The 23,426-nt window shown below is 73.2% G+C and carries 22 protein-coding genes; 6 read left to right on the forward strand and 16 right to left on the reverse strand.

Annotated elements, in window-relative coordinates:
* Positions 1–8 precede the first annotated feature (8 nt).
* Together ACIQI7_RS31610 and ACIQI7_RS31615 are read right to left on the reverse strand one after the other, a co-directional pair.
* Positions 9–1,016: a hypothetical protein gene (locus tag ACIQI7_RS31610; protein ID WP_401116725.1), complete on the reverse strand. Its 1,008-nt coding sequence runs from the start codon at positions 1,014–1,016 to the stop codon at positions 9–11.
* A gap of 180 nt (positions 1,017–1,196) precedes the next feature.
* Positions 1,197–2,981, reverse strand: a complete 1,785-nt coding sequence (locus ACIQI7_RS31615; RefSeq protein ID WP_401116727.1) for a diguanylate cyclase domain-containing protein — start codon at positions 2,979–2,981, stop codon at positions 1,197–1,199.
* A 371-nt stretch (positions 2,982–3,352) separates the two neighbouring features.
* Here ACIQI7_RS31615 and ACIQI7_RS31620 point away from each other — a divergent pair, with 371 nt between their 5' ends.
* Positions 3,353–3,880, forward strand: coding sequence for a flavin reductase family protein (locus ACIQI7_RS31620; RefSeq protein WP_401116729.1), 528 nt, complete (start codon positions 3,353–3,355; stop codon positions 3,878–3,880).
* Between the two features lie 10 nt (positions 3,881–3,890).
* Here ACIQI7_RS31620 and arfB read toward each other — a convergent pair whose 3' ends face one another.
* Positions 3,891–4,325: an alternative ribosome rescue aminoacyl-tRNA hydrolase ArfB gene (gene arfB, locus ACIQI7_RS31625; protein WP_387760506.1), complete on the reverse strand. Its 435-nt coding sequence runs from the start codon at positions 4,323–4,325 to the stop codon at positions 3,891–3,893.
* Between the two features lie 101 nt (positions 4,326–4,426).
* On the opposite strand from arfB, the gene ACIQI7_RS31630 reads away from it, so the two are divergent.
* Complete coding sequence (locus tag ACIQI7_RS31630; RefSeq protein WP_401116732.1) at positions 4,427–4,924, forward strand: hypothetical protein; 498 nt, start codon at positions 4,427–4,429, stop codon at positions 4,922–4,924.
* Between the two features lie 135 nt (positions 4,925–5,059).
* Complete coding sequence (locus ACIQI7_RS31635; RefSeq protein ID WP_401116734.1) at positions 5,060–5,635, forward strand: TerD family protein; 576 nt, start codon at positions 5,060–5,062, stop codon at positions 5,633–5,635.
* A gap of 91 nt (positions 5,636–5,726) precedes the next feature.
* Here the strand turns inward: ACIQI7_RS31635 and ACIQI7_RS31640 are convergent, their stop codons facing one another.
* The 7 genes from ACIQI7_RS31640 to ACIQI7_RS31670 all read right to left on the reverse strand — a co-directional run bounded on the left by ACIQI7_RS31640 (position 5,727) and on the right by ACIQI7_RS31670 (position 12,256).
* A complete protein-coding gene (locus ACIQI7_RS31640) occupies positions 5,727–6,839 on the reverse strand; it encodes a hypothetical protein (RefSeq protein ID WP_401116736.1) in 1,113 nt (370 codons plus the stop codon).
* Positions 6,840–7,006: 167 nt separating this feature from the next.
* Entirely contained in the window at positions 7,007–7,495 is a 489-nt protein-coding gene (locus ACIQI7_RS31645) for a DUF3180 domain-containing protein (protein ID WP_401116738.1), read from the reverse strand.
* Positions 7,496–7,691: 196 nt separating this feature from the next.
* On the reverse strand, positions 7,692–8,291 hold the full coding sequence (folK, locus tag ACIQI7_RS31650) for a 2-amino-4-hydroxy-6-hydroxymethyldihydropteridine diphosphokinase (protein ID WP_401116740.1): 600 nt from the start codon (positions 8,289–8,291) through the stop codon (positions 7,692–7,694).
* Between the two features lie 46 nt (positions 8,292–8,337).
* Positions 8,338–8,697 carry a dihydroneopterin aldolase gene (gene folB, locus ACIQI7_RS31655; protein ID WP_401116832.1) on the reverse strand — a complete coding sequence of 120 codons (360 nt, stop codon included), beginning with the start codon at positions 8,695–8,697 and terminating at the stop codon, positions 8,338–8,340.
* 247 nt (positions 8,698–8,944) lie between these two features.
* The gene (locus ACIQI7_RS31660) at positions 8,945–9,424 is read right to left on the reverse strand and encodes a nuclear transport factor 2 family protein (RefSeq protein ID WP_392922744.1); all 480 of its coding nucleotides are present in this window, start codon (positions 9,422–9,424) and stop codon (positions 8,945–8,947) included.
* A 28-nt stretch (positions 9,425–9,452) separates the two neighbouring features.
* A complete protein-coding gene (folP, locus tag ACIQI7_RS31665; RefSeq protein ID WP_401116743.1) occupies positions 9,453–10,334 on the reverse strand; it encodes a dihydropteroate synthase in 882 nt (293 codons plus the stop codon).
* An 80-nt stretch (positions 10,335–10,414) separates the two neighbouring features.
* A complete protein-coding gene (locus ACIQI7_RS31670; RefSeq protein WP_401116745.1) occupies positions 10,415–12,256 on the reverse strand; it encodes a phosphatidylglycerol lysyltransferase domain-containing protein in 1,842 nt (613 codons plus the stop codon).
* A 377-nt stretch (positions 12,257–12,633) separates the two neighbouring features.
* On the opposite strand from ACIQI7_RS31670, the gene ACIQI7_RS31675 reads away from it, so the two are divergent.
* On the forward strand, positions 12,634–13,788 hold the full coding sequence (locus tag ACIQI7_RS31675; protein ID WP_401116747.1) for an alpha/beta hydrolase: 1,155 nt from the start codon (positions 12,634–12,636) through the stop codon (positions 13,786–13,788).
* Between the two features lie 164 nt (positions 13,789–13,952).
* Entirely contained in the window at positions 13,953–14,741 is a 789-nt protein-coding gene (locus ACIQI7_RS31680; protein WP_401116749.1) for a ferritin-like domain-containing protein, read from the forward strand.
* A 36-nt stretch (positions 14,742–14,777) separates the two neighbouring features.
* On the opposite strand, the gene folE is transcribed toward ACIQI7_RS31680, so the two are convergent.
* From folE to dacB, 6 genes are all read right to left on the reverse strand, one after another.
* Positions 14,778–15,383 carry a GTP cyclohydrolase I FolE gene (gene folE / locus ACIQI7_RS31685; protein ID WP_049654054.1) on the reverse strand — a complete coding sequence of 202 codons (606 nt, stop codon included), beginning with the start codon at positions 15,381–15,383 and terminating at the stop codon, positions 14,778–14,780.
* Positions 15,384–15,493: 110 nt separating this feature from the next.
* Entirely contained in the window at positions 15,494–17,548 is a 2,055-nt protein-coding gene (gene ftsH, locus ACIQI7_RS31690) for an ATP-dependent zinc metalloprotease FtsH (RefSeq protein ID WP_387760494.1), read from the reverse strand.
* Between the two features lie 226 nt (positions 17,549–17,774).
* On the reverse strand, positions 17,775–18,329 hold the full coding sequence (gene hpt, locus ACIQI7_RS31695; protein WP_030059589.1) for a hypoxanthine phosphoribosyltransferase: 555 nt from the start codon (positions 18,327–18,329) through the stop codon (positions 17,775–17,777).
* A gap of 72 nt (positions 18,330–18,401) precedes the next feature.
* Entirely contained in the window at positions 18,402–19,529 is a 1,128-nt protein-coding gene (gene tilS, locus ACIQI7_RS31700; protein ID WP_387760493.1) for a tRNA lysidine(34) synthetase TilS, read from the reverse strand.
* Between the two features lie 284 nt (positions 19,530–19,813).
* Positions 19,814–20,986 carry a zinc-dependent metalloprotease gene (locus ACIQI7_RS31705; RefSeq protein ID WP_401116752.1) on the reverse strand — a complete coding sequence of 391 codons (1,173 nt, stop codon included), beginning with the start codon at positions 20,984–20,986 and terminating at the stop codon, positions 19,814–19,816.
* A 176-nt stretch (positions 20,987–21,162) separates the two neighbouring features.
* Positions 21,163–22,818, reverse strand: a complete 1,656-nt coding sequence (dacB, locus tag ACIQI7_RS31710) for a D-alanyl-D-alanine carboxypeptidase/D-alanyl-D-alanine-endopeptidase (protein WP_401116754.1) — start codon at positions 22,816–22,818, stop codon at positions 21,163–21,165.
* A 76-nt stretch (positions 22,819–22,894) separates the two neighbouring features.
* On the opposite strand from dacB, the gene ACIQI7_RS31715 reads away from it, so the two are divergent.
* A complete protein-coding gene (locus ACIQI7_RS31715) occupies positions 22,895–23,386 on the forward strand; it encodes an inorganic diphosphatase (protein WP_030059594.1) in 492 nt (163 codons plus the stop codon).
* Positions 23,387–23,426 lie beyond the last annotated feature (40 nt).

A 23,426-nucleotide genomic window follows, 5' to 3' on the forward strand; every position in this document is an offset into this window, starting at 1 on the left:
GGGCCGGATCAGCTGTTCGGCTCGACGGTGACCTGGTCGATCAGGACCGGCCCGGAGGGCACCGTGAAGGTCACCGAGTTCGACCCGGCCTGGAACTGCGGGAGTATCCAGGTCGAGAACCAGGCGGCCGTCTGGTCCTTGGGCGGCGCCCCGTAGACCTTGTACGTCACCCCGCTCGGCCAGTCCTTGCCGTTCACCACGGCCGCGCCCTTGAACTCGGCGCCCGAGTAGTTGTAGTGCAGGGTCAGCTTGTACGTCCCGGCGGCGGCGACGTCACCGGTCCAGGTCACCGAGCCGCCCGGCTGGAGCGTCAGGTAGCTGCCGTCGGCCGACTTGGCGCCCTTGACGCTGTTGCCGGAGGGCGCGTTCTGCGCCTGGAGCTGGCCCGCGTCCACGGTCGACGGACCGGAGATCGGGGTGGCGGTCGCCGACGGGCCGGTGCTCGCGGCCGAGGCCGTCGGAACCGGGGAGTTGGGGGCCGGCGGGGCGGTGGTCGCGGTGCCGCCCTTGGCGTTCTTGTCGTCCGGGTCCCCGGTGGAGAGCGCTATGCCCGCGCCGATCGCTATCGCCGCGACCACGGCGACCGCGCCGATCACCGCGCCCTTGCTCCGGCCGCTGCTGCGGGGCTCCTCCCCCGGCTGCGGCCGGGAGCGCTCCGCGTAGCGGGCCTGCTGGGTGGGCGCGGCCCCGTACTCGGCCTGCGGCGGCACGCCGGGCTGCCCGCCGTACGGGGCCTGCGGCTGGCCGCCCTGGTACCCCTGCGGCGGCATGCCCTGCTGGCCGTACGGCTGCTGCGGTGCCCGCTGCGGATAGCCGTACTGGGCGCGCCCGACCTCCATCGGGCGGCTGTACGGCGTGCGGGGGACCCCCTGCTGCGGCTCGGCCGGCTGCCCGGTGGAGCCGTCGGCCGGGCGGTAGAGGTAGCCGAACGGGTCGTCGTCCTGCGGGGCACCGCCCCCCTGGCCCTCGGGCACTCCGTTGCTGCCGGCGGTCGTCACGGTGGTCTGCTCCCCCATCCGGTGCGCCACCTGCTGCGGGCGGCGCGGATCATGGACGCTGTCGTACCGGGAACCCTACCTGCCGTACCTGACAGCGGGAAAAGAACCCTTGACAACTCGCGGGTAACCGGGGCCGACCAGGGCCGTCCCGCGCCCCGGCGCCCCGCCGTCCGCCCGCGCCGGTCCGCCCCGGGCCGCTCAGCCCGCGCGCCGGTGCGAACGCTCGCCGCGCGCCCCGCGCACCGCCCCGCCCCGGGCGCGCTTCTCGTCGTACATCCGTTCGTCCGCGGTCTGCAGCACCTCCTCGATGCTCATCCCGCAGCCGGCCCAGCCGACGCCGAGGCTCACCCCCACCCGCATCGCCCGTCCGTCGATCCGCATCGGCGGGATGATCGCGCCGCGCAGCCGGTGGGCGAGGTCCTTGGCCTCCTCGCGGCCGATCCCGTCGGCCAGCACCACGAACTCGTCACCGCCGAGCCGGGCCACCGTGTCGCCGTCCCGGACGGCCTGGCTCAGCCGCCGGGCGACCTCGACCAGCACCGCGTCGCCCGCGTTGTGGCCGAACCGGTCGTTGATCGACTTGAAGCCGTCCAGGTCGCAGAAGAGCACCGCGAGCCCCTTGTCCACCGCCGCGCCGCCGGAGCGGAACGGCGCCGACCAGGCGTCGCCGCCGGGCCCGTACTCGGCCGGGACCACCGCGTGCACGTGCTCCCCGTAGCCCGGGCCGAGCCCGCCCGGCAGGCCCTCGGGCAGGCCGTAGCCGTGCACCGGCCCGGCGTACGGGTCCGCGCCGTCCAGTCCCTCGGGCGCCGCGTGGGCGCCGTAGGAGTCGGCCGGGTAGCCGTACGGCTGCGGGTGGGCCGGCTCGACCTGGCCGGCGGTGGCGCCGACCGGCTGCGGCTGGGCGCAGAGCCGGCGGGCCAGCCGGGCCTTGAGCTCGGCGCCGTTCGGCAGCCCGGTGAGCGCGTCGTGGCTGGCCCGGTGGGCGAGCTGGAACTCGTGCCGCTTGCGGTCCTCGATGTCCTCGACGTGGGTGAGCAGGAAGCTCGGGCCCTCGGCCGCGTCCGCGACGATCGAGTTGCGCAGGCAGACCCACTGGTAGCCGCCGTCCCGCCGGGACAGCCGCAGTTCCGCACGGCCGCTCTCGGCGCTGGTGCGCTCCAGCAGCGCCCGGTCCTCCGGGTGCACGAGGTCGGCGAAGCTCTGCTGGCGCAGCACCGCCCGGGGCCGGCCGAGCAGCCGGCAGAGCGCGTCGTTGACCCTGGTCAGCTGGCCGCGCCCGACGCCGTGCAGCTCGGTGATCGCCATCCCGCTGGGCGCGTACTCGAAGGCCTGGCGGAAGCTCTCCTCGCTGGCCCGCAGCGCCTGCTGCTCCTTCTCCAGCCGGGCCAGCGCGCGCTGCATCTCGGCCCGGAGCCGGGCGTTGCCGATCGCGATGGAGGCCTGCAGCGAGAACATCTCCAGCGCCTCGCGGGTCCAGGCGCCGGGCCGCTTGCCGCTGCGCGGGCGGTCCACCGAGAGGACGCCCAGGAGGTCGCCGCCGGCGCTGTACATCGGGGCGAGCAGCCCGTCGGCGGGGTGCCAGTCGTTGGCGTACACCGGCAGCGGTCCGTCCCCGATCCAGCGCGGGATGTCGCTGGCGACGGCCCAGCCGCGGTCGTACGGCAGGAAGCGCAGGGTGCCCCAGTGGTCGCTGACGCCGAGCAGCCGGTCCCAGGACTCCCGGGAGCCGACCTGGCCGAGCAGCACGGAGGGGCCGCCCATCGGGCTCTCCTCCAGCTCCCAGACGGCCGCCACCACGAGGTCGCCGTCCGGCCTGACCAGGCTGACCGCGGCGGCGTCGAAGCCGAGCCCGTGCACCGCGCCTTCGACAACGGCCTGGAGCGTGCCAGCGAGGCTGCGGGCAGCGTTGAGGTCCGCCACGACCCGGTGCAAGGTGCGGAGGGTCGCGAGACGGACGTACGGCTCCGACTCGGCTTCCATGCGGGGGCTCCCCGGCTGCTTCGGATAGTTCTTGATTGGTTATCGTCCGATTGCCAGAAGAACTGAATCACAGGGAGCACAGCGCTCGGCACGCTCGGTCAGCAATAGGTCATCACTTGTGACTTAAATCACACGACACCAATGCGCCCTTCATCAGTTCATCTGCCCCATAGCGGGACATAAAGAGCTATCGGTACATTCCTGGTGGTCGACCGCATCGGCCCCGGGCTGAAGCCGACTGGGCCCCCCAGTCCGGTCGCTTCACTCCTGAGGGTGAGTTCGGCCACCGGGCGCAACCCTTCGGCCGCCCCGCCGGTCCTACGACCAAGGCCCGATGCCGTTTCCCCCGGGTGACGACTACCGTGCGGTACGTGTACCCGTCGCCGCAGCCCGAAGCTGCCTCCCACGCCACGCCCGACGAGTTCCGGGCTGCCCTCTCCCAGCTCGCCGCCGGCGTGAGCCTGGTGACCGTCCACGACCCGGAGGACGGCGAGGACGTCGGCATGACGGCCACGTCCTTCCTCTCGGTGTCGCTGGAGCCGCCGCTGGTGCTCATCTCGGTCCGCGAGGACTCCCGGATGGAGGAGGTCCTCTCCCGGGTGGACACCTGGGCGGTCTCGGTGCTGGCCGAGGGGCAGAAGACGCTCGGCTCCCGGTTCGCCATGAAGGGCCGGCTCAGCGACCGGCTGCTGTTCGCGGACACCCCGCACCACCGCGGCCCGCGCACCGACGCCCCGCTGATCGACGGCGCGCTGGCCACCGTCGAGTGCCGCACCGAGCAGCGGATACCCGCCGGTGACCACACCCTGCTGCTCGGCCGCGTCCTGGAGGCCGTGGTGCCCGACCCCGGCGGCCGCCCGCTGCTCTACTTCCGCGGCGGCTACCGCACCCTCGGCTAGGCCGGGGCGACTACTCGCCGCCGCGCGGCGACCGGCGGCCCTGCTTTAGCTCGGAGCGGTGCCGCTTGTTGTACAGCCGCCGCTCGACCATCCCCCGGCTCGGCCTGGTCGCCCGACGGGACTTCGGCGGCGGTGCGCACGCCTCGGTCAGGATCGCCGACAGCCGGGCCGCGGCCGCCTCCCGGTTGCGCCACTGCGAGCGGAACTCCGAGGCCTGGACCACCAGCACCCGGCCGTCCACCAGCCGACCGGCCAGCCGCTCCAGCGCGCGCTCGCGCCACACCTCGGGCAGCGCCCTGGTCGAGGCCAGGTCGAAGCGCAGCTCGGCCTTGGAGTCGGAGGTGTTGACGTGCTGGCCGCCGGGGCCGGAGGAACGCGAGAAGCGCCAGACGAGCTCGGCGTCGGGGACGACCACCGACCCCCGTACGCGGATGGGCTCGGACATGCGTCCATCATCCCGTGCCCGGCCCGCCCGGTCACGCGGTTAATCGCCCGCTCCCGGCGCCGTCCCCTCCGGTTACCCCTCACGCGCCCCGAGCCCCGACAATGGCGTACGTGATCGAGCTCGGCTACTCCCTCTCCAACCGCTTCCCCGACCCCCCGCAGACGGACTACCGCACCGCGTCCGTGCACGCCCTGCGGTACGACCTGTTCTGCGGCGACGTCTACCTGGACGGCGAGGGCGCGGAGCTGTCCACCGCCTGGGGCTGGGTGCCGGTGCTCGACTTCGCCTGGGCGCTGTGCGACATCGCCGAGCTCCTGGACCGCGACCCGGACGGCGGCCGGGCCGCCCGGGTGCAGACCGCCGACCTCGACTTCACCCAGAACACCGAGCTGATGCGCTTCGCCCGCCGCTTCAACTGGGTCGAGGTCACCGCGACCTGGCTGCCGGACGAGCCTCCGGTGGTGGTGCGGCACGGCGAACTGCGGCGCGAGGCCCGGGACTTCCTCCAGGACACGCTGGCCGACCTCTTCGACATGCACCCCGACCTGGCCGACAATCCGAACATCTGGACGCTGCAGGGCCGGTTCCGACGGATCTGACACCTGCTTTGCCCGGGCTTTGCCCTCCGATCGGCACCCACGAAGAAATTCACGGCCCCTGCGGAACCAAGCCGCCGGAGTATCGCGTTGTCCCGGGAAAAAGCGCATGAAACGAACGAAGGGACTGCAAACGTCATGCCAGTGAGCCTCTCCAAGGGTGGCAACGTCTCGCTGACCAAGGAGGCCCCCGGCCTGTCCGCGGTCACCGTCGGCCTGGGTTGGGACGTCCGCACCACGACCGGCGCCGAGTTCGACCTCGACGCCAGCGCGATCGTCCTGAACGCGGACGGCAAGGTGCTGTCCAACGCCCACTTCGTCTTCTTCAACAACACCAGCACGCCCGACAGCACCGTCGTGCACACCGGTGACAACCGCACCGGCGAGGGCGCCGGCGACGACGAGGCGATCAACGTCAACCTGGCGGGCCTGCCGGCCGACGCCGTCAAGATCACCTTCCCCGTCACCATCTACGACGGCGTCGCCCGCGGCCAGAACTTCGGCCAGGTCCGCAACGCCTACATCCGCGTGGTGAACGCGGCCGGCGGCACCGAGATCGCCCGCTACGACCTCTCCGAGGACGCCGCCACCGAGACCGCGATGATCTTCGGCGAGCTCTACCGCAACGGCGCGGAGTGGAAGTTCCGCGCCGTCGGCCAGGGCTACGCCTCCGGCCTGGCCGGCATCGCCCAGGACTTCGGCGTCCAGATCTGACGCACCCGCGGAGAACACCGCGGCGCGGGAAGCCGGTCCGTCCGACTTCCCGCGCCGCGGTTCGTTCGTTTCCGGGCCCGTGCCCGCGGGCTCAACGCGAGGCGCGCAGCTCCGGCAGCTGGATCAGCTCGGTCTCGTCCTCCGGCGTCAGGTCCACCACGGTCGGCGCGCCCTGCTCCACCCGCTCGGCCGGCTCCGCCGTCCGGGCCTCGGCCTCGGCCCTCGCGGCCACCGCCTCGTCGCCCACCACGTCCGCCAGGTCGGCGCGCTCCCCCAGTTCGGCGACGCTGCCCACCGCCGGCGCCGGGGCCGCCGGGCGCACCGCGGCACCCGAGCCGCGGCCGAAGAAGCTGAAGCCCTGCCCGCGCGCCTGCCCGGACTGCGCCGGACGCGGCCGCTGCCGCTCCCCCGACGCGGGCGCCGCGGCGGGCGCCGCCGGCGTCCCGCCGAGCTGACCGACCGTCGCGGTCAGCGCCGGGCGCACCGGCGCGGGCCGCACCGGCGACTGGGCCTCCGGAGCCTGCCCGGGGGTGGGCACCGAGGGCGCCACCGGGGCCGGCACGGCCACCGGCGCCGGTGCCGGAGCGGGCACCGAGGCGGCCACCGGCGCGGTGCGCGCCCGCAGGGCGACCTCCGCGCCCGCCGTACGCGCCCGCTGCTCCTCCTGCTCCGCCGCGCGGCGCTCCAGCTGCCGCAGAACGGCCGCCGCCCGCACGTACGCGGCCGGGCTGGCCGGGTGCTTCGGACGGCTCGCGGCGAGCGCCCGCTGGGCCGCCTCGGCCTCCTTGAGCGCCTGCTCGGCCACCGTCACGGCCCGCTCGCGCAGCAGCCGGGCGATCTCGGTCTCGGCCTTCGCCAGCCGCGACTTCTCCGCCGTCAGCCGCCGCCCGAAGCGGGTGGCCCGCTCCTCGGCGACCTCCGCCGCGTACTCGGCCTCGGCCAGCTGCTCCTCGAACCGCTCCTCGGCGCGCAGCCGCTGCGCCGCGGACATCTCGGCGGCCGCCCGGGCCGCCTTGTCCCGCTGGCGCAGCAGCAGCGCGAAGCCGAGCGTCGCGATCACCGCCGCGGCGCCCACCGAGCGCACCAGGACGGTGTCCTGACTGAAGAGCAGCGCGGCCAGTGCGGCGACCAGCAGTACGCCGGCGGCGGTGGGGGGGAAGACCCGGCCGAGGACGGAGGAATGACGGTGGCGTCCGCGAGACATGTCCAAGAAACTAGCGTGCGAATTGGGGCCGTGTCAGCCCAGGGTCCCCTTCAGCCCTTGACAGGGTGCGGTTTCCACCGCACGTGCCCGGGCCCTCACGCAAGATCACGAAGGCACCCCTGCTCAGCGACGGCCCACCGGCGCCGCTGAGGCTGCGCACCGGCGCCTCAGCGGTGCGAGGCCGCCTGACCGCCCGGGTCGTCGTGGTTCTCCGGCAGCTTGCACACGTGCTGGATCCAGAGCGCCGCCGCGATCACCGCGGCCCCCGCCAGCACCGCGAGGCCGGCCGTCACGGCCTGGTCCTTGCGGGCCGACACGTCCAGCTCGCCCAGCAGGTAGATCCCGGCCCCCGCGTAGACGCCGGTGACCACCGACGAGACCAGCGCGCTGGCCTGCCCCAGCACCACGGCCCGGGCCGCCAGCAGCGGATCGACGCCCTTCGCCCCGGGCTGCCGCTCGCGCACCGCCTTCAGCCGGGCCCGCAGCGACAGCGCGGTCGCCAGCAGGATCACCGCCACCGCCGCCAGCACCACCGGCGCCGCGGCCGGAACGGCCGGCAGCGTGTCCACGGAGGCCCACAGCTTGGAGCCGGCCCAGGACAGCGCCGTCGTGGCGGCGGTGATGCCGATCAACAGACGGAGGCGAAGCAGCTTCACTCGGAGGAGGTCCTTCCCGGGTTCCAGAACCGGCCGGCCGCCCGGTGGCCCGGCGCGGCGACGCCAGGCCACCGTACCGGGCCCGGCCGGGCGGACACCCGCGCGAACGGCGGACACCTACTCGTACGGGCGGGCCCCCGGCCGAGTTCCCCGGCCGACGGCCCCGGTCACCGTCCTCCGGGGCCCGCCCCGGGGGCTACTCGGGCAGCGTCAGCCGGATGTCCTCGCGGCGCTTCACGCCCTGCGCGTCCGGGCCGCCCAGCGCGGTCAGCAGCGCGTCCACCCGCCCGTGTCCGGGCAGCTCGGCCTCCGGCTCGGCGTCCAGCCAGGGGGCGAGCACGAAGGCCCGCTCGTGCGAGCGCGGGTGCGGCAGCAGCAGCTGCGGGTCGTCGCTCAGCACGCCCTCGTAGGCCAGGATGTCGACGTCCAGGGTGCGAGGGCCCCAGTGGACGGTCCGCACCCGCCCGAAGGCGTCCTCGATGGCGTTGCCGCGCTCCAGCAGGTCCCGCGGGGGCAGCGAGGTGCGCAGCAGCACGACCGCGTTGTAGTAGTTCGGCTGCTCCTCGGGGCCGCCGACGGCCTCGGTCTCGTACACCGCGGAGACGGCCTTGATCCGCAGCCCCGGGGTGTCGGCGAGCGCGTCGACGGCGCCCTGGAGGGTCTCCAGCCGGTTGCCCAGGTTGCTGCCGAGCGCGATCACCGCACAGCGCTGGCTGTGCAGTGTGGTGTCGGCCGAGTCCACCCGGCTCTCCAGGTCGAACGCGTTCGGCGTGGCCGTCGGGTCGCTGGTGATCATCGAATAACGTCCTCTGCATCGGATACCGAGCGGCGCGCGGTGGGGGTCATGCGCGGCCCCGGTGGATGGTCACGGTCACGTCGTCGAACGGCACGGTGATCGGGGCGTCCGGCTTGTGCACGGTGACCTCGACCTCCTCGACCGCTTCGTGCTTGAGGCACTGGTCGGCGATGCGCTGGGCCAGCGTCTCGATCAGGTTGACCGGCTCGCCGGCGATGATCGCGGTGACCTCCTCCGCCACCAGGCCGTAGTGCGCGGTGCGGGTGAGGTCGTCTCCGGCCGCGGCGGGGCGGGTGTCCAGGTACAGCACGAGGTCGACCACGAAGGTCTGCCCCTCGGCGCGCTCGCGCTCGAAGACGCCGTGGTGGCCCCGGGCTCGCAGCCCCCGCAGGGTGACGCGGTCCAGCAAACGAATCACTGCTCCCAGTCGGACGGGCCCCACCCGGGCAAAGGCATGGACGGGCAGGGCGAAGGCGGGCAGCACGCCCGCCACTCCGTTTCGAATCTACCCGCGAGCACGGACAACGCCTGACCGTCCTACCCGGCACGAACCGACGCCACGCGCACCAGTACGGCGATTGACGTGAACGTTCGGTGACCACTCGGAAATTCCGGGCGACCCCTCCGCCGCGGTATTTCCGCGATCGCCGGAATCAGCTCTCCTCGTCGTCGTCCCCGCTGGTCAGAACGGGTGAACCGTGATGCGACCAGAGTTTCCACCCGGCCGGGGTACGACGGAACAGATTCGTCGAGACGACCTTTCCGCCGACCAGTGGTCCGAGCTCCCCCTCCTCCTCCGACTCACCGCCGGAGAGGATGTTCTCGGTGCACGTGACAAGGGCCACATCACCGTGCACCTCGGCCTCGACATCGGTCAGGAAGAACTGGATGTACTCCGTGTTCATCATGATCAGCATGTACGAACGGGTCACCTGCGCCCGGCCGCGGAGCACCGGCCAGCCCGGGTGCACGCACACCACGCCGCCCTTGTCGTCGGCGTCCGCGGCGCCCAGCCAGGCGTCCTCGACCGCTTCCAGGTCTCCCCGTTCCAGCGCCTCGTAGAGCCCCCGGTTCGCCGCGAGCACGGCCTCCACGTCCGCCTCGCGGGCCCGCCCGGCGGTACCGCCGCTCAACCTGCCGTCACCTGTCACAGACCCTCCCTCACCCCAACCGCGCCGCGTGCTGCCAGGCCGCGACCACCCGGACGGCGTCCGCCGTGCCGGCCACGTCGTGCACCCGTACCGCCCAGGCTCCGGCCCGGGCCGACAGCACCGACACCGCGGCCGTCGCGTCGTCGCGCTCCCGGGCCGGGCGCAGTTCCCCGGTTGCCGGGTCGGCGAGCAGCGTACCCAGGAACCGCTTGCGCGAAGCCGCCACGAGCACGGGACGGCCGAGCGCGGTGAGCGCGTCCAGCCGGCCGAGCAGCGCCCAGTTGTGCTCGGCGGTCTTGGCGAAGCCGAGCCCCGGGTCGAGGATCAGCTGGTCCTCCTTGACCCCGGCGGCCAGCAGCGCGGCCACCCGGTCGCCCAGCTCGGCGACCACGTCCCGCACCACGTCGTCGTAGACGGCCAGCCGGTCCATGTCGGCGGACTGCCCGCGCCAGTGCATCACCACGAAGGGCGCGCCGGTCTCGGCGACCACCCGGGCCATCGCCGGGTCGGCGAGCCCGCCGGAGACGTCGTTGACGATCGCGGCGCCGGCCTCGACGGCCCGCTCGGCGACCGAGGCGCGCATGGTGTCCACGGAGACCGTCACCCCGGCGTCAGCCAGCTCGCGCACCACCGGGATCACCCGGCGCAGCTCCTCCGCCTCGGGCACCCGCCGGGAGCCCGGCCGGGTGGACTCGCCGCCGACGTCCACCAGGTCCGCGCCGCGCGCCCGCAGCGCGAGGCCGTGCGCGATCGCCTTCGCGGGGTCGTGCCACATCCCGCCGTCCGAGAAGGAGTCGGGCGTGACGTTGACCACGCCCATCACGGCGCAACGCTCCAGCCGCGGCAGGCCGGGCGGCAGGGAGAAGGACGGCGAATCGTTCATGCTTCCCATTATCGAACGGGGCCCCCGCCGAGGATTCTCGGCGGGGGCCCCGTTCCGTACCGGCGCGCCCCGGAGGGCGTCGACGGGCCTCAGGCGGCCTCGGTGACCTCGCGGGTCGACGGGACCGGCATCAGCCCCTCGCGCTGGCGCCGGCGGCCGAAGCGGGGCATGCCGAGCGTGATGAAGGCCTCCGCCTGCATCGCGGCGAAGCCGATCCGCGGCAGGTCCCGGGTGCTCGGGAAGACCAGGAAGCGCGGCTCCCACTCGGGCTGGAACTTGGCGTTGAACTTGTACAGCGACTCGATCTGGAACCAGCGCGACAGGAACACCAGCAGCCCGCGCCAGGCGCGCAGCACCGGGCCGGCGCCGATCCGCTCGCCGCGGGCCAGCGCCGAGCGGAACATCGCGAAGTTGAGCGACACCCGGCGCACGCCCATCGCGGGCACCGCCTGGAGCGCGGCGACGATCAGCAGCTCGTTCAGGCCCGGGTCGGCGGCGCGGTCGCGGCGCATCAGCTCCAGCGAGATGCCGTCCGGCCCCCAGGGCACGAAGTGCAGCACGGCCTTCAGGTCGTCGCCCTCCTCGCCCTCCTCGGGGGCCTTGTGGGCGGTGACCACCACGCAGTCGTCGTCCAGCGGGTCGCCGAAGCGGCCGAGGGCCATCGAGAAGCCGCGCTCGGTGTCCGTGCCCCGCCAGCGGGCGGCGGCGTCGGCGATCCGGTGCTTCTCCTCCGTGGTGAGCTCGGCGACCCGGCGCACCTGGCAGGAGTAGCCGTTGCGCTCGATCCGCTTCACCATCTGGCGCACGTTGCGCATGGCCCGCCCGGAGAGCGAGAAGGAGGCGGTGTCGACGATCGCCTCGTCGCCCAGCTCCAGCGCGTCCAGGCCCGCCTCGCGGGTCCAGACCTCGCCGCCGACCTCGCTGCAGCCCATCACGGCCGGCACCCAGGCGTGCTCGCGGGCCTCGGCCATGAACACCTTGATCGCGCCCGGCCAGGCCTCGACGTCGCCGACCGGGTCGCCGGAGGCCAGCATCACGCCGGAGACCACCCGGTAGGAGATCGCCGCCTTGCCGGTGGGCGAGAACAGCACGCTCTTGTCGCGGCGCAGCGCGAAGTAGCCGAGCGAGTCGCGCTCGCCGTGCCGCTTGAGCAGCTCGCGGACCTTCTCCTCGTCCTCCGCCGTCAGCTCGGGCTTCGGCTTGCCCGGCCGCAGCGCCAGGTACGCGGTGGTGAAGGCGGTCAGCAGGCCGAGCCCGCCGAGCAGGTAGGCGACCAGGTCGGACATCCGGACGTTGTTGTACCGGACCGGGCCCTCGAAGCCGAACAGTCCGTACCCGACGTGCTGCAGGCGCGAGGCCAGGCCCGGGTGGCCGATCTCGTACTTGGTCCGGGTGCTCACGATCAGCAGGCCGAGCAGCACACTGAGGACGCCCATGACGACCAGGTTGACGACCGCCCGCCAGCGGGTGCGCGGGTCGGCCTTGGCGTAGAACTCGCGCTGGTGGACCAGCATCACGGCGAGGAGCACCAGCGAGACGACGGCCGGGCCGATCTGGTGCCAGCGCACGATGTGCAGTCCGGCGCTGACCGGCAGCAGCACGCAGACCGCCCGCCAGGCCCGCCGCTTGCGCCGGCGCAGCGCGTGCGCCAGCGGCACCAGCAGGATGCCGACCATCAGCGCGCCGACCGCCGCCAGGCTGGTGGTGCCGCCCGGCAGCTGCCCCGCGAAGGTGTGCACCTTGGTGTGCCGGAGCTTGGGGAACACCGCGCTGGCGATGTCCACGAGCCCGATCAGCAGACAGGCGTAGCCGACCGCCCCGGGGAGCCAGGCCCTCGGGACGGCGGACGCCTGGGTGCGCAGCGTCTGCAGGCCGCGGCGACGGCGCGACGGCTGCTCGGGGCTCGGCTCAACGGACACGGGACTGCTCATGGGTGCTCAGCGTAGAGGCTGCGGTGCGGTGTCCGGTCACTCCGGGGGAGGACGCGTGATGGACCTTCATGCCTATTCCTTCATCAGGCAATGCGCATACCAAGGACCCGGAAACGGCAGGTAAACCGGGGCCGTGGTCGCGCTGCGGGTTGAGCCGGCGGTGGGAGCCGGGGGCCTGCCGCCGCGTGGCGCGGCAGGACCCTCCGGGACGCGTTACGTACGGTGGACGCCGCATTCTAGGGCGCCGGTTGCCTGCGGCTCTCCCCGCCCTTCCAGCCCGCCCGGGCGTCCGGACAGCCTAGCCGCGGTGGCCCGGCCTGACGGACCGCCAGACGATGAAGCCTGCACCGACAGCGTCCCACCGGAAGGCCGGCGGCATGGAACTGACCAGCGACGCGCTGGTGAACTCGCTGCTCGCACTCGGCGTCGCGGCAGTCGTCACGACCCTGTGGATCTGGCCGAGGCTGGCGCCGCAGCGCGCGCTGCCGGTGCTCGGCCGGATCGGACTGCTGACGGTCGTTCAACTCTCCGCCCTGGCCGTGCTCGCGCTGTCGGTGAACAACTCCTTCGGGTTCTACACCTCCTGGGACGACCTGCTCAGCCCGGGCGGCGCCAAGCTCGCGCTGACCAGCAACGAGAACCACAAGGGCGGCACCCCGGTCTCCGACGCGCTGGTCCAGCCCACCACCGAGGGCGGCCTGGAGACCATCACCAACCTGCCGAAGGGCCCGCCCGAGGAGGTCGGCAGGGTCGAGTCGGTCCGGGTCAGCGGCAAGGAGACGGGCTTCTCCGACCAGATGTTCGTCTACCTGCCCGCCGCGTACTTCGACCCGAAGCTCGCCCTGGTCCGCTTCCCCGTCCTGCTCGCCATCGCCGGCTACCCGGGGACCACGCTGAACCTGCTGCACGAGATCCCCCTCGCCCAGACCGCGATCGAACTGCAGCGCTCCGGCAGGATGCCGCCGACCGTCCTGGTGATGGCCCGCCCGGCGGTCGACCCGTCCCGGGACACCGAGTGCGTCGACGTCCCCGGCGGGCCGCGCACCGAGACCTGGTTCGTCAAGGACGTCCCCGAGGCCATCCGCAGCAGCTACCGGGTCGGCCGCACGGCCGGTTCCTGGGGCACCCTCGGCTACTCCACCGGCGGCAGCTGCGCGCTGCGCCTGGCGATGCGCTTCCCGGACGTCTACGGCAACGCGGCGAGCCTGCACGGCGACTTCACCGTGCGCCAGGACAACTACACCGGCGGCGACCTCTTCAACGGCGACAAGGCGCTGGCCCAGCAGCACGACCTCGGCTGGCGGCTGCAGAACCTGCCGGTCCCGGAGCTCAACCTGCTGGCGGTCTCCACCCGCACGGAGGGGGACTACCCGCAGACCGTCCAGTTCGTCGACCAGGCCACCCGGGCCGCGGCGGCCAACCCCCGGTTCACGGTCGACTCGCTCTACCTGGACGACGGCGGGCACAACTTCGACAGCTGGACCAGGGAGATGCCGGCCACGCTCGAATGGCTGGGCGCGCACCTCGGCTAAGGCGTGTCCGACGATTCCCGCGGGACGCGCGAATCGTCGGACACGCCTTAGGACAGGTGGGTGACTACCCGCCGGTCGGCCCGGCCGGCGGGCGCCCGGGGGGAACGTATCGCGACCGCCCGTCGCCCCCGGCGGGCACCGCCCCGGACCCCGCAGGAGGCACCGTGCTGAGCACCCGCTCGCTCTTCGACGAGATCTACCGGAACGACCAGGCGTACCAGCTGTTCTGCAGCATCGCGGCCGGCGGCGAGGACCAGGGCGGCTGGGAGAACGAGCGGATCACCGCGCTCACCCGCGATCCGGTCCTCGCCCCGAAGGTCGCCCGGCACGGTGCCGACGAGCGCAAGCACGGCCGGATCTTCGCCCAGCTGCTGAACAGGCGCGGCCTGCCCAGGGTGCCCGTCCCCGACGAGGCCGACTACTGCATGCTGCTGGAGCGCCAGGGCGTCGGCCTCTCGCACGAGCGGCTGAACAGCGACGTCCCGCTGACCGACCGCGAGATCATCACCTACCTCGCGCACAGCCGGGTCACCGAGCAGCGCGCCGCCGAGCAGATGCGCCAGCTGGTCAAGGCGTACGGGGACAACCCCGCGCTCGGCCGCGCGATGCGGATGATCTCCGCCGACGAGGACAACCACCTCGCGTACTGCCACGAGGAGCTGCTGCGGCTGGTCGCCGAGGGCCACGGACCGTACGTCCGGCACGCCCTGGAGGCCAGCGCCCGCGGCGAGATCCGCACCCACCGGGACGTCGGCCTCGCCGTCACCGCCCGGATGGCCCGGATCCTGCGCTGGCCGCGCTGGCAGCTCGCCCTGGTCACCCTCGGGGTGCACGCGCTCTACCTGTACGACCGCGCCTACGGCTGGCGCCGGATGGTCTCGCTGCGGATGCCCGAGCGCCGCAACGCCCTGGGCACCCCGGCTCCGCCGCACGCGGAGCGCGAGGTGCTCTGAGCGCTCCCGCGGGCCGGCCGCCGCCGGCTGCCGGGCCTACCGCCCGATGATGAGGCTCATCGCCTCGGCCCGGGTGGCCGGGTCGCGCAGCTGGCCGCGCACGCAGGAGGTGATCGTCTTGGCGCCGGGCTTGCGGATGCCGCGCATCGACATGCACATGTGCTCGCACTCGACCACGACGATGGCCCCGCGCGGCTCCAGGATCCGCATCAGCGCGTCGGCCACCTGGCTGGTCAGCCGCTCCTGCACCTGCGGCCGGCGGGCGTAGACGTCGACCAGCCGGGCGAGCTTGGACAGCCCGGTGATCTTGCCGCTGGTGGACGGGATGTACCCGACGTGGGCCACGCCGCGGAACGGCACCAGGTGGTGCTCGCAGACCGAGGTCAGCTCGATGTCCTTGACCAGCACCATCTCGTCGTGGCCGAGGTCGAAGGTGGTGGTGAGGACATCCTCGGGCTCCTGCCACAGGCCCGCGAATATCTCCTTGTAGGCGCGCGCGACCCGGGCCGGGGTCTCCAGCAGGCCCTCGCGGTCCGGGTCCTCCCCCACGGCGAGCAGCAGCTCGCGGATGGCGTTCTCGGCCCGCTTCTGGTCGAAGGTACCGACGGCGGGCGGACCGTCGAACGTCACCGGGTCGATCATGCGGGCCTCGCTTATGTATCGGAAGACTCTGGCAGGACAGCACGAATGCCGCGCCTCCAGGGTACAAACCCTGGTGACGCGGCATCCATTCCCGGTGCGGAGTGCGGGGGTCAGCCCTCGGTCCGCGGCTCGGCGGCCGGCATCGGCGGGAGCTTCACGACGTCCACCGCCGCGCCCTCGCCGGAGGCGGCGCCGTTGGTGAGCGCCAGCTCCTTGGGGGACTGCACCGGCGGCCGGGTGGACGGCGTGCGGCGGGCGGAGCCCGTCCAGGCCGGCCGGGCCGGGCGCTTGACGATCGGCGCGAAGACCTCGGCGATCTGCTCCTTGTTCAGGGTCTCCTTCTCCAGGAGCTCCAGGACCAGGTTGTCGAGCACGTCGCGGTTCTCGACCAGGATCTCCCAGGCCTCGTTGTGCGCGGTGTCGATGAGCTTCTTGACCTCTTCGTCGACCAGCCCGGCGACCTCTTCCGAGTAGTCGCGCTGGTGGCCCATCTCACGGCCCAGGAACGGCTCCGAGTTGTCGCTGCCGAACTTGATCGCACCGAGGCGCTCGGTCATGCCGTACTGGGTGACCATGGCCCGGGCCGTCGCGGTGGCCTTCTCGATGTCGTTCGAGGCACCGGTGGTCGGGTCGTGGAAGACCAGCTCCTCCGCCGCGCGCCCGCCCATCATGTAGGCGAGCTGGTCGAGCATCTCGTTGCGGGTGGTGGAGTACTTGTCCTCGTCCGGCAGCACCATGGTGTAGCCGAGGGCCCGGCCGCGGGACAGGATGGTGATCTTGTGCACCGGGTCGCTGTACTGGCAGGCCGCCGCGACCAGGGCGTGGCCGCCCTCGTGGTACGCGGTGATCTTCTTCTCCTTGTCGGACATGATCCGCGTGCGCTTCTGCGGACCCGCCACGACGCGGTCGATCGCCTCGTCCAGGATGCCGTTGTCGATCAGCTTCTTGTCCGAGCGGGCGGTCAGCAGCGCCGCCTCGTTGAGGACGTTCGACAGGTCGGCACCGGTGAAGCCGGGGGTGCGCTTGGCGACGGCCGACAGGTCGACGTCGGGCGCGATCGGCTTGCCCTTCTGGTGCACCTTGAGGATGTCCAGCCGGCCCTGGAGGTCGGGGCGCTCCACCGCGATCTGGCGGTCGAAGCGGCCCGGGCGCAGCAGCGCCGGGTCCAGGATGTCGGGGCGGTTGGTCGCGGCGATCAGGATCACGCCGCCCTTGACGTCGAAGCCGTCCATCTCGACCAGCAGCTGGTTGAGGGTCTGCTCGCGCTCGTCGTGGCCGCCGCCGAGGCCCGCGCCGCGGTGCCGGCCGACGGCGTCGATCTCGTCGACGAAGACGATCGCCGGGGCGTTCGCCTTGGCCTGCTCGAAGAGGTCGCGGACGCGGCTGGCGCCGACACCGACGAACATCTCGACGAAGTCCGAGCCGGAGATGGAGTAGAAGGGCACCCCGGCCTCGCCCGCGACGGCGCGCGCCAGCAGGGTCTTGCCGGTACCGGGCGGGCCGTAGAGCAGCACGCCCTTGGGGATCTTGGCGCCGACGGCCTGGAACTTGGCCGGCTCCTGGAGGAACTCCTTGATCTCGTGGAGCTCCTCGACCGCCTCGTCCGCGCCGGCGACGTCGGCGAAGGTGGTCTTCGGGGTGTCCTTGGTGAGCAGCTTGGCCTTGGACTTGCCGAACTGCATGACCCGGGAGCCGCCGCCCTGCATCTGGTTCATCAGGAACAGGAAGACCAGGACGATGATCACGATGGGGAGCATCGACAGCAGCAGGCTGACGAAGGTGCTCTGCTTCTCCGGGCTGATGGTGTAGCCCTCGGCGAGCGTGCTCTGGTCCTTGTCGTTGACCTGGGCCTGGAGCTTGTCGGCGATGGCGACACCCTGGTCGCCGATGTACGAGGCCTGGAACTTGGTGCCGGACGGGGTCTTGCCCGTACCGGCGCTGGGCAGTGTGGCGCCGTCCCTCAGCTGGATCTTGATCGTGTTCGAGTCACCGGTGGTGATCTGCGCCGACTTGACGTTGTGCGCGTCGATCGCCGCGACGACCTGACCGGTGTCCACCGTCTTGTAGCCGTTCGAGTCCGAAACGACCTGCATCAGAACGATGACGGCGAGGACGGCCAGCACGATCCACATGATCGGCGCACGGAAGTATCGCTTGACGTCCATCCATGCGGGGCGTTGCCGCCCCGTCCCTCCTGCCACTCAACGGCGCCGGGAGGCTGTTGGGCCGCGGCGCATCCGATTGGTGCTCATGTGAAGAGCGGTTTATTGGACCGTACCGCAGTCGGACCCGCCCATGGCGGGAGCACGGCGAGACGGCTTTGGTTCTGTGTCTCCCGGGTGCAACGGGCGGGAACGGCCTACTGTTCCCGCCCGTAGCCCGAACGGGCCCTCAGCCGCCGTAGACGTGCGGGGCGAGGGTGCCGATGAAGGGGAGGTTGCGCAGCTTCTCGGCGTAGTCCAGGCCGTAGCCGACCACGAACTCGTTGGGGATGTCGAACCCGACGTACTTCACGTCGATCTCGACCTTCGCCGCGTCCGGCTTGCGGAGCAGGGTGCAGACCTCGAGCGACGCCGGGCCGCGCGAGCCCAGGTTGCCCAGCAGCCAGGACAGCGTCAGACCGGAGTCGATGATGTCCTCGACGATCAGGACGTCACGGCCGGCGATGTCGGTGTCCAGGTCCTTCAGGATCCGCACCACGCCCGAGGACTTGGTGCCCATACCGTACGAGGAGACGGCCATCCAGTCCATGGTGACCTGCGAGTGCAGGGCCCGGGCGAGGTCGGCCATGACCATCACGGCCCCCTTGAGGACGCCGACGATCAGCAGGTCCTTGCCTGCGTAGTCCCGGTCGATGCGCTCGGCCAGCTCCAGGAGCTTGGCGTCGATCTCGTCCTTGCTGATGAGCACCTTCGCGAGGTCAGCGCCCATGTCGTTCTGGTCCACCGGGGATACGTCCTCAAACGTTCGGGGTCTGTGTGGCCGGCGGCCGGCTTCCCCCGGGGCATGCCCAGCCCGTCAGTCGCCCTGCCGCCGAAAGACCAGCGTGCCACACCTGCGGGTGGCCTCGACGCCCCCGGGTAGGTGCAGCGGCCCCTGTCCGCGCCATCCGGTGACCAGCAGGTCGATCGTCTCCAGGTGCCGGGCGAACAGGTCCCCGGCCGGACAGCCCGCCCGCAGCGCGGCCCGGCGCAGCACCCGGCGGCGCACCGCGGGCGGCAGTTCGGCCAGTTTCACGGCGTCCAGGGCGCCGTCGCCCGTACGGAGGTCGCGTTCGGCCAGCGAGGCCCACTGGTCGAGGGCGTCGGCGTCGTCGCGGAACAGCCGGGCCGTGCGGGCCAGCGCCTCGACCACTCCGCCGCCCAGGTGCTTCTCCAGGACCGGCAGCACCTCGTGGCGGACCCGGGAGCGGGTGTAGGCGGGATCACAGTTGTGCGGGTCGTCCCAGACCGGGATCGACTGGGCGGCGCAGGCCTGCCGGGTGGCGGCCCGGTCCAGCTCCAGCAGCGGGCGGCGGTAGCGGCCCTTCTGGGCGGGCATCCCGGCCAGCGAGCGGGCGCCGGAGCCGCGGGCCAGGCCCAGCAGCACGGTCTCGGCCTGGTCGTCCCGGGTGTGGCCGAGCAGCACCGCGATCGCGCCGTGGCGCTCGGCGGCCTCGTCCAGCGCGGCGTAGCGGGCGTCCCGGGCGGCGGCCTCCGGGCCCCCGGCGCGGCCGACCCGCACCGGGACCGCCTCCACCGGGTCGAGGCCGAGCGTGCGCAGCCGGTCGGCCACCTGGTCGGCGCGCTCGGCGGAGCCGGCCTGGAGGCCGTGGTCGACGGTGACGGCGCCGACCCGCAGGCCGATCTTGGGGGCCTCGAAGGCGGCGGCGATGGCCAGCGCCATCGAGTCCGCGCCGCCGCTGACGGCCACCAGGACCAGCGGCGAGCCGGGCGCGGCCGGGGTGCGGGGCAGCCCGGAGGGGTGGCGCGCGGCGTTGCCGATCAGGGTGGTGCCGACCGCGGCACCCACCAGCGGCGCCCCGGCCGGGCGCTCCCTGGGCTCGCGCACGGGCGCGGTGAAGGTGGAACCGGCCTCGGCGGCGAGGTCGGCGAGGGTACGGCGAACGGCCAGGCGTATCGCGGCGACGGCGGGGTGAGGGCCCACGGCGGAAGACTCCTCGGCGGAGGGGGGACAGGACTCGCGGCGGACGCGGCGGGGGCCGCGCACCGGCATGAACGCCCGGTTACCGGGCGCTCACAGATGGTGGCAGATAGTGGCCACCCACTACGCCACCCGCGCCCCCGGTACGACCACCGTCCCACGTTCGGGTGAATGAAGAAACGCTTCTTCACTCGTCGTCTGGCCGATTGGACCACTCGTACGAGCGGGATTGACCGTCGCGCGCCCCTTGCCGCCCGGCTCGCGGCGCGCCGACGTCCTCTCGTCCCTCAGCGCGCCACCCGGGCCACCCAGGCGGCCGGATCGTGGATCTCGTCCTTGGTCGGCAGGGTGTTCGGGGAGGTCCACACCCGGTTGAACCCCTCCATGCCGACCTGCTCCACCACGCCGCGCACGAACACCGCGCCGTCCTGGTACTGGCGCAGCTTCGCGTCCATGCCGAGCAGCCGGCGCAGCAGCAGGTCGAGCCGGTTGGCGCCGCGGTCCCGGCGCTGCTGGAACTTCTCCCGGATCTCCGCGACGGTCGGCACCACGGCCGGCCCGACGCCGTCCATCACCACGTCCGCGTGGCCCTCCAGCAGCGACATCACGGCCGTCAGCCGGCCGAGGATCTCGCGCTGCGCGGGCGACTGGACGATCTCCAGCAGGTTCCCGGACGACGCGCCCTCCCGGTTGCCGCCGCCCGACAGGCCGCCGAGCGAACCCGCCGCGTCCCGCAGCCGCTCCAGCAGGGCGCCGGGGTCGACGTCCGTCTCGGCGAGGAAGGACTGCACCTCGGACTGGATGTGGTCGCGCAGCCACGGCACCGCGGTGAACTGCGTCCGGTGCGTCTCCTCGTGCAGGCAGACCCAGAGCCGGAAGTCGGACGGGTCGACGTCCAGCTCCCGCTCGACGTGCACGATGTTCGGCGCCACCAGCAGCAGCCGGCCCGGCCCGGGGCCGTCCGGCCCCAGCCGCGGCTTGTCGAACAGCGCGGCCGGGCTGTCCGGGGCCTCCAGCGGGGGCTCGGCCGGGGCGAAGGTCTCGTACTGGCCCAGCACCTTGGTGGCCAGGAACGCCAGCAGCGCCCCGACCTCGATCCCGGTGGCCTTCTCGCCCACCGCGCCGAACATCCCGGCCGCCGCGCTGTTCGCCCGACGCGCCTGGAGCTTCTCCACCAGCGGCTGGACGACCGTGCGGAAGCCCGCCACGTTGGCCCGGATCCACCCGGGACGGTCCACCACCAGCACCGGCGTCGCCGCGGCCTGGGACAGGCTGGACGAGCGCATGCCGGTGAACGCCCGCACGTGCTCCTCCGCCTCCAGGGCGTGTCGGCGCAACTCGGCGACCACCGCCGCCGCTTCCTCCCGGCTCACTTCCGGCCCCGGCCGCACCAACCTGGTCGCGGTTGCGACCGCGAGGTTCCAGTCGACCATGTCTGCACCGCCACTCGCGCTCGTCATGCCCTCACCGTACGTGCTCCCCACCACCAACGGCAGCCACCCGCCGCCAACAGCCCTCCCCGTCCGTCGGTGGCGCCCGGGGCCGCCGGCGGCGGGTGCGGTCGGCGGGCGCGGTCGGCCGGGAAGCCGTGCGGCGCCCGACCGCTCGCGGGCTCCGGGGCGGACGGGGGGCCGGGTCAGTGGCAGCCGCAGGTGGTGAGGCGGGCGGCGACCCGGTCCATGGCGGCGCGGGCGGTGTCGGCGGGGGCGGGGGTGCGGGTCATGACGGCGAAGGCGAGCAGCCGGCCGTCGGCGTCGACGACGGTGCCCGCAAGGTTGTTGACGCCGCTGAGGGTGCCGGTCTTGGCGCGGATCAGCCCGGCCGCGTCGGCGGCGCCGGACCCGGAGCCGTAGCGCTTGTTGAGGGTGCCGGTGAAGCCGGCGACCGGCAGGCCGGTGAGCACCGGGCGCAGGGCGGGGTGCTGCTCGGAGGCGGCCAGCACGAGGAGTCGGACCAGGACGGCGGGCGGGATCGCGTTGCCCGGGTGCAGCCCGCTGCCGTCGTTGACGAGCACTCCGCCCATCGGCACGCCGAGCCGGGTGAGCTCCTGGGTGACGGCGGCCGCGGCGCCCTCGAAGCTCGCCGGCTGGTGGGCGGCGAGGGCGACCTGACGGGCGATCGCCTCGGCGAGCTGGTTGTCGGAGGTGGTCAGCAGCCGTTCGACCAATCGGGCGACGGTCGGCGAGAAGACGTCGCCGAGGGGGGCCTGCCCGGTGGCGGCCGGGGTGGGGGCGGGTGCGGCGGCGGGCCTGGCCTTGCCGGTCACGGTGATGCCTCGGGACCTGAGCAGTGAGGCGAAGGCCTCCGCGGCCGCGGCCGCCGGGTCGGCGACCCGTTCCGGCGCGTCCTCCCGGCTCTTCGGGTCCGCCCTGCCCTCGTCCACCATCAGCGGGACCACCAGGGCGATGTTCTGCCCGTCGTGGTTCCGGTGCTGGGGGTTGCCCGCGTACAGCGACAGGTCGTAGTCCAGCTGGACCGTGGTGGCACCGAGGCTCCTGAGGGTCTCGGCGGTCTGCTGGGCCAGGAGGTCCAGCGAGGCGGGCGCGGTGTCGGCGTCGACCGGCTGGCCGCCGATCTGCACCTGGTCGGCGGGCAGCGCGGTGAGCGTCGGGTCGCCGCCGCCGACCAGGACGATCGTGCCCGGGTCCGCGCCCCGGACCACCCGGGTGTGCAGCCGGGTGTCGCCCGGGATGAGGGACAGCGCCGCGACCGCGGTGGCCAGCTTCGTGGTGGAGGCGGGAGTGGCCGCGGTGTTCTCCCCGGAGCCGTACAGGAGTTGGCCGGTGCCGGCGTCCGCGACGGCGAAGGTGACCTCACCGAGGCTGCGGTCGGCGAGCGCGGCGGCGAGCGCCTGCTGGAGGCCCTGCGCGGTGGGGACGGCGGCGCCCGCAGCGCCGTCGACGGCGGCCAGGACGGCGCCCGGCGCGGGAGCCGGGCGTGCGCCGGGCGCGTCACCGCCGGCGGCGGGGGCGGAAGGCGTGGCAGACCCGGCGGCGGGCCCTGCGACGGGCGGCGCGGCCGGACGGCCGGGCGGGGCGCCCGGGCTGTCGCCGTCGCCCGGCCGGGGCTTGGCGCCGCCCTTGCCGTGGTCGTCCTTCCGCCCGTCGTGGCCGCCCCGCCCGTCGCGGTCCTCGTCCTCGCCCGGCGCGGCGCTGTGTCCGCCCGGCGGCGGGGAGGGCTGCGCATACGCACCGCCCGAGGTCAGGACCGTACCGACGACCAGCAGCGCCGCTCCGAACAGCCCCGCGGCCGTCCCCCCGCGGCGGCGAGCCGCCCCTCCCCCTGCTCCCACCGACCGGCCCCTTTCCCGAGCACTCACTCCCGTAGGAGACACTTGGATTCTGTCAGTCCCTACCTTGGAGGAACCGTTGGAGTTCGACGTCCTTATCGAAATCCCGAAGGGCTCTCGTAACAAGTACGAGGTCGACCACGAGACCGGCCGTCTGCGGCTCGACCGGATGCTCTTCACCTCGACCCGCTACCCGGCCGACTACGGCTACGTCGAGGGCACGCTCGGCGAGGACGGCGACCCGCTGGACGCCCTGGTCATCCTGGACGAGCCGACCTTCCCGGGCTGCCTGATCAAGTGCCGCGCCATCGGCATGTTCCACATGACCGACGAGGCCGGCGGCGACGACAAGCTGCTCTGCGTCCCGGCGACCGACCCGCGCTGGGAGCACCTGCGCGACATCCACCACGTGTCGGAGTTCGACCGCCTGGAGATCCAGCACTTCTTCGAGGTCTACAAGGACCTGGAGCCCGGCAAGTCCGTCGAGGGCGCCAACTGGGTCGGCCGCGCCGAGGCCGAGGCCGAGGTCACCGCTTCGATCAAGCGTCTGGCGGAGCAGGGCGGTCACTGAGCCGTCGTTCCGATCTCGTTCGATCGAGGGCGTTCGAGGT

The organism is Kitasatospora sp. NPDC092039, from assembly GCF_044756065.1.
Taxonomy (GTDB): Bacteria; Actinomycetota; Actinomycetes; order Streptomycetales; family Streptomycetaceae; genus Kitasatospora.

Coding starts and splice junctions, on each gene's coding strand:
- ACIQI7_RS31610 (WP_401116725.1), bottom strand. CDS start 1,016: ATGGGGGAGCAGACCACCGTGACGACCGCCGGCAGCAACGGAGTGCCC.
- ACIQI7_RS31615 (WP_401116727.1), bottom strand. CDS start 2,981: ATGGAAGCCGAGTCGGAGCCGTACGTCCGTCTCGCGACCCTCCGCACC.
- arfB (WP_387760506.1), bottom strand. CDS start 4,325: ATGTCCGAGCCCATCCGCGTACGGGGGTCGGTGGTCGTCCCCGACGCC.
- ACIQI7_RS31630 (WP_401116732.1), top strand. CDS start 4,427: ATGGCGTACGTGATCGAGCTCGGCTACTCCCTCTCCAACCGCTTCCCC.
- ACIQI7_RS31635 (WP_401116734.1), top strand. CDS start 5,060: ATGCCAGTGAGCCTCTCCAAGGGTGGCAACGTCTCGCTGACCAAGGAG.
- ACIQI7_RS31640 (WP_401116736.1), bottom strand. CDS start 6,839: ATGTCTCGCGGACGCCACCGTCATTCCTCCGTCCTCGGCCGGGTCTTC.
- folK (WP_401116740.1), bottom strand. CDS start 8,291: ATGATCACCAGCGACCCGACGGCCACGCCGAACGCGTTCGACCTGGAG.
- folP (WP_401116743.1), bottom strand. CDS start 10,334: ATGGGAAGCATGAACGATTCGCCGTCCTTCTCCCTGCCGCCCGGCCTG.
- ACIQI7_RS31670 (WP_401116745.1), bottom strand. CDS start 12,256: ATGAGCAGTCCCGTGTCCGTTGAGCCGAGCCCCGAGCAGCCGTCGCGC.
- ACIQI7_RS31675 (WP_401116747.1), top strand. CDS start 12,634: ATGGAACTGACCAGCGACGCGCTGGTGAACTCGCTGCTCGCACTCGGC.
- folE (WP_049654054.1), bottom strand. CDS start 15,383: ATGATCGACCCGGTGACGTTCGACGGTCCGCCCGCCGTCGGTACCTTC.
- ftsH (WP_387760494.1), bottom strand. CDS start 17,548: ATGGACGTCAAGCGATACTTCCGTGCGCCGATCATGTGGATCGTGCTG.
- ACIQI7_RS31705 (WP_401116752.1), bottom strand. CDS start 20,986: ATGACGAGCGCGAGTGGCGGTGCAGACATGGTCGACTGGAACCTCGCG.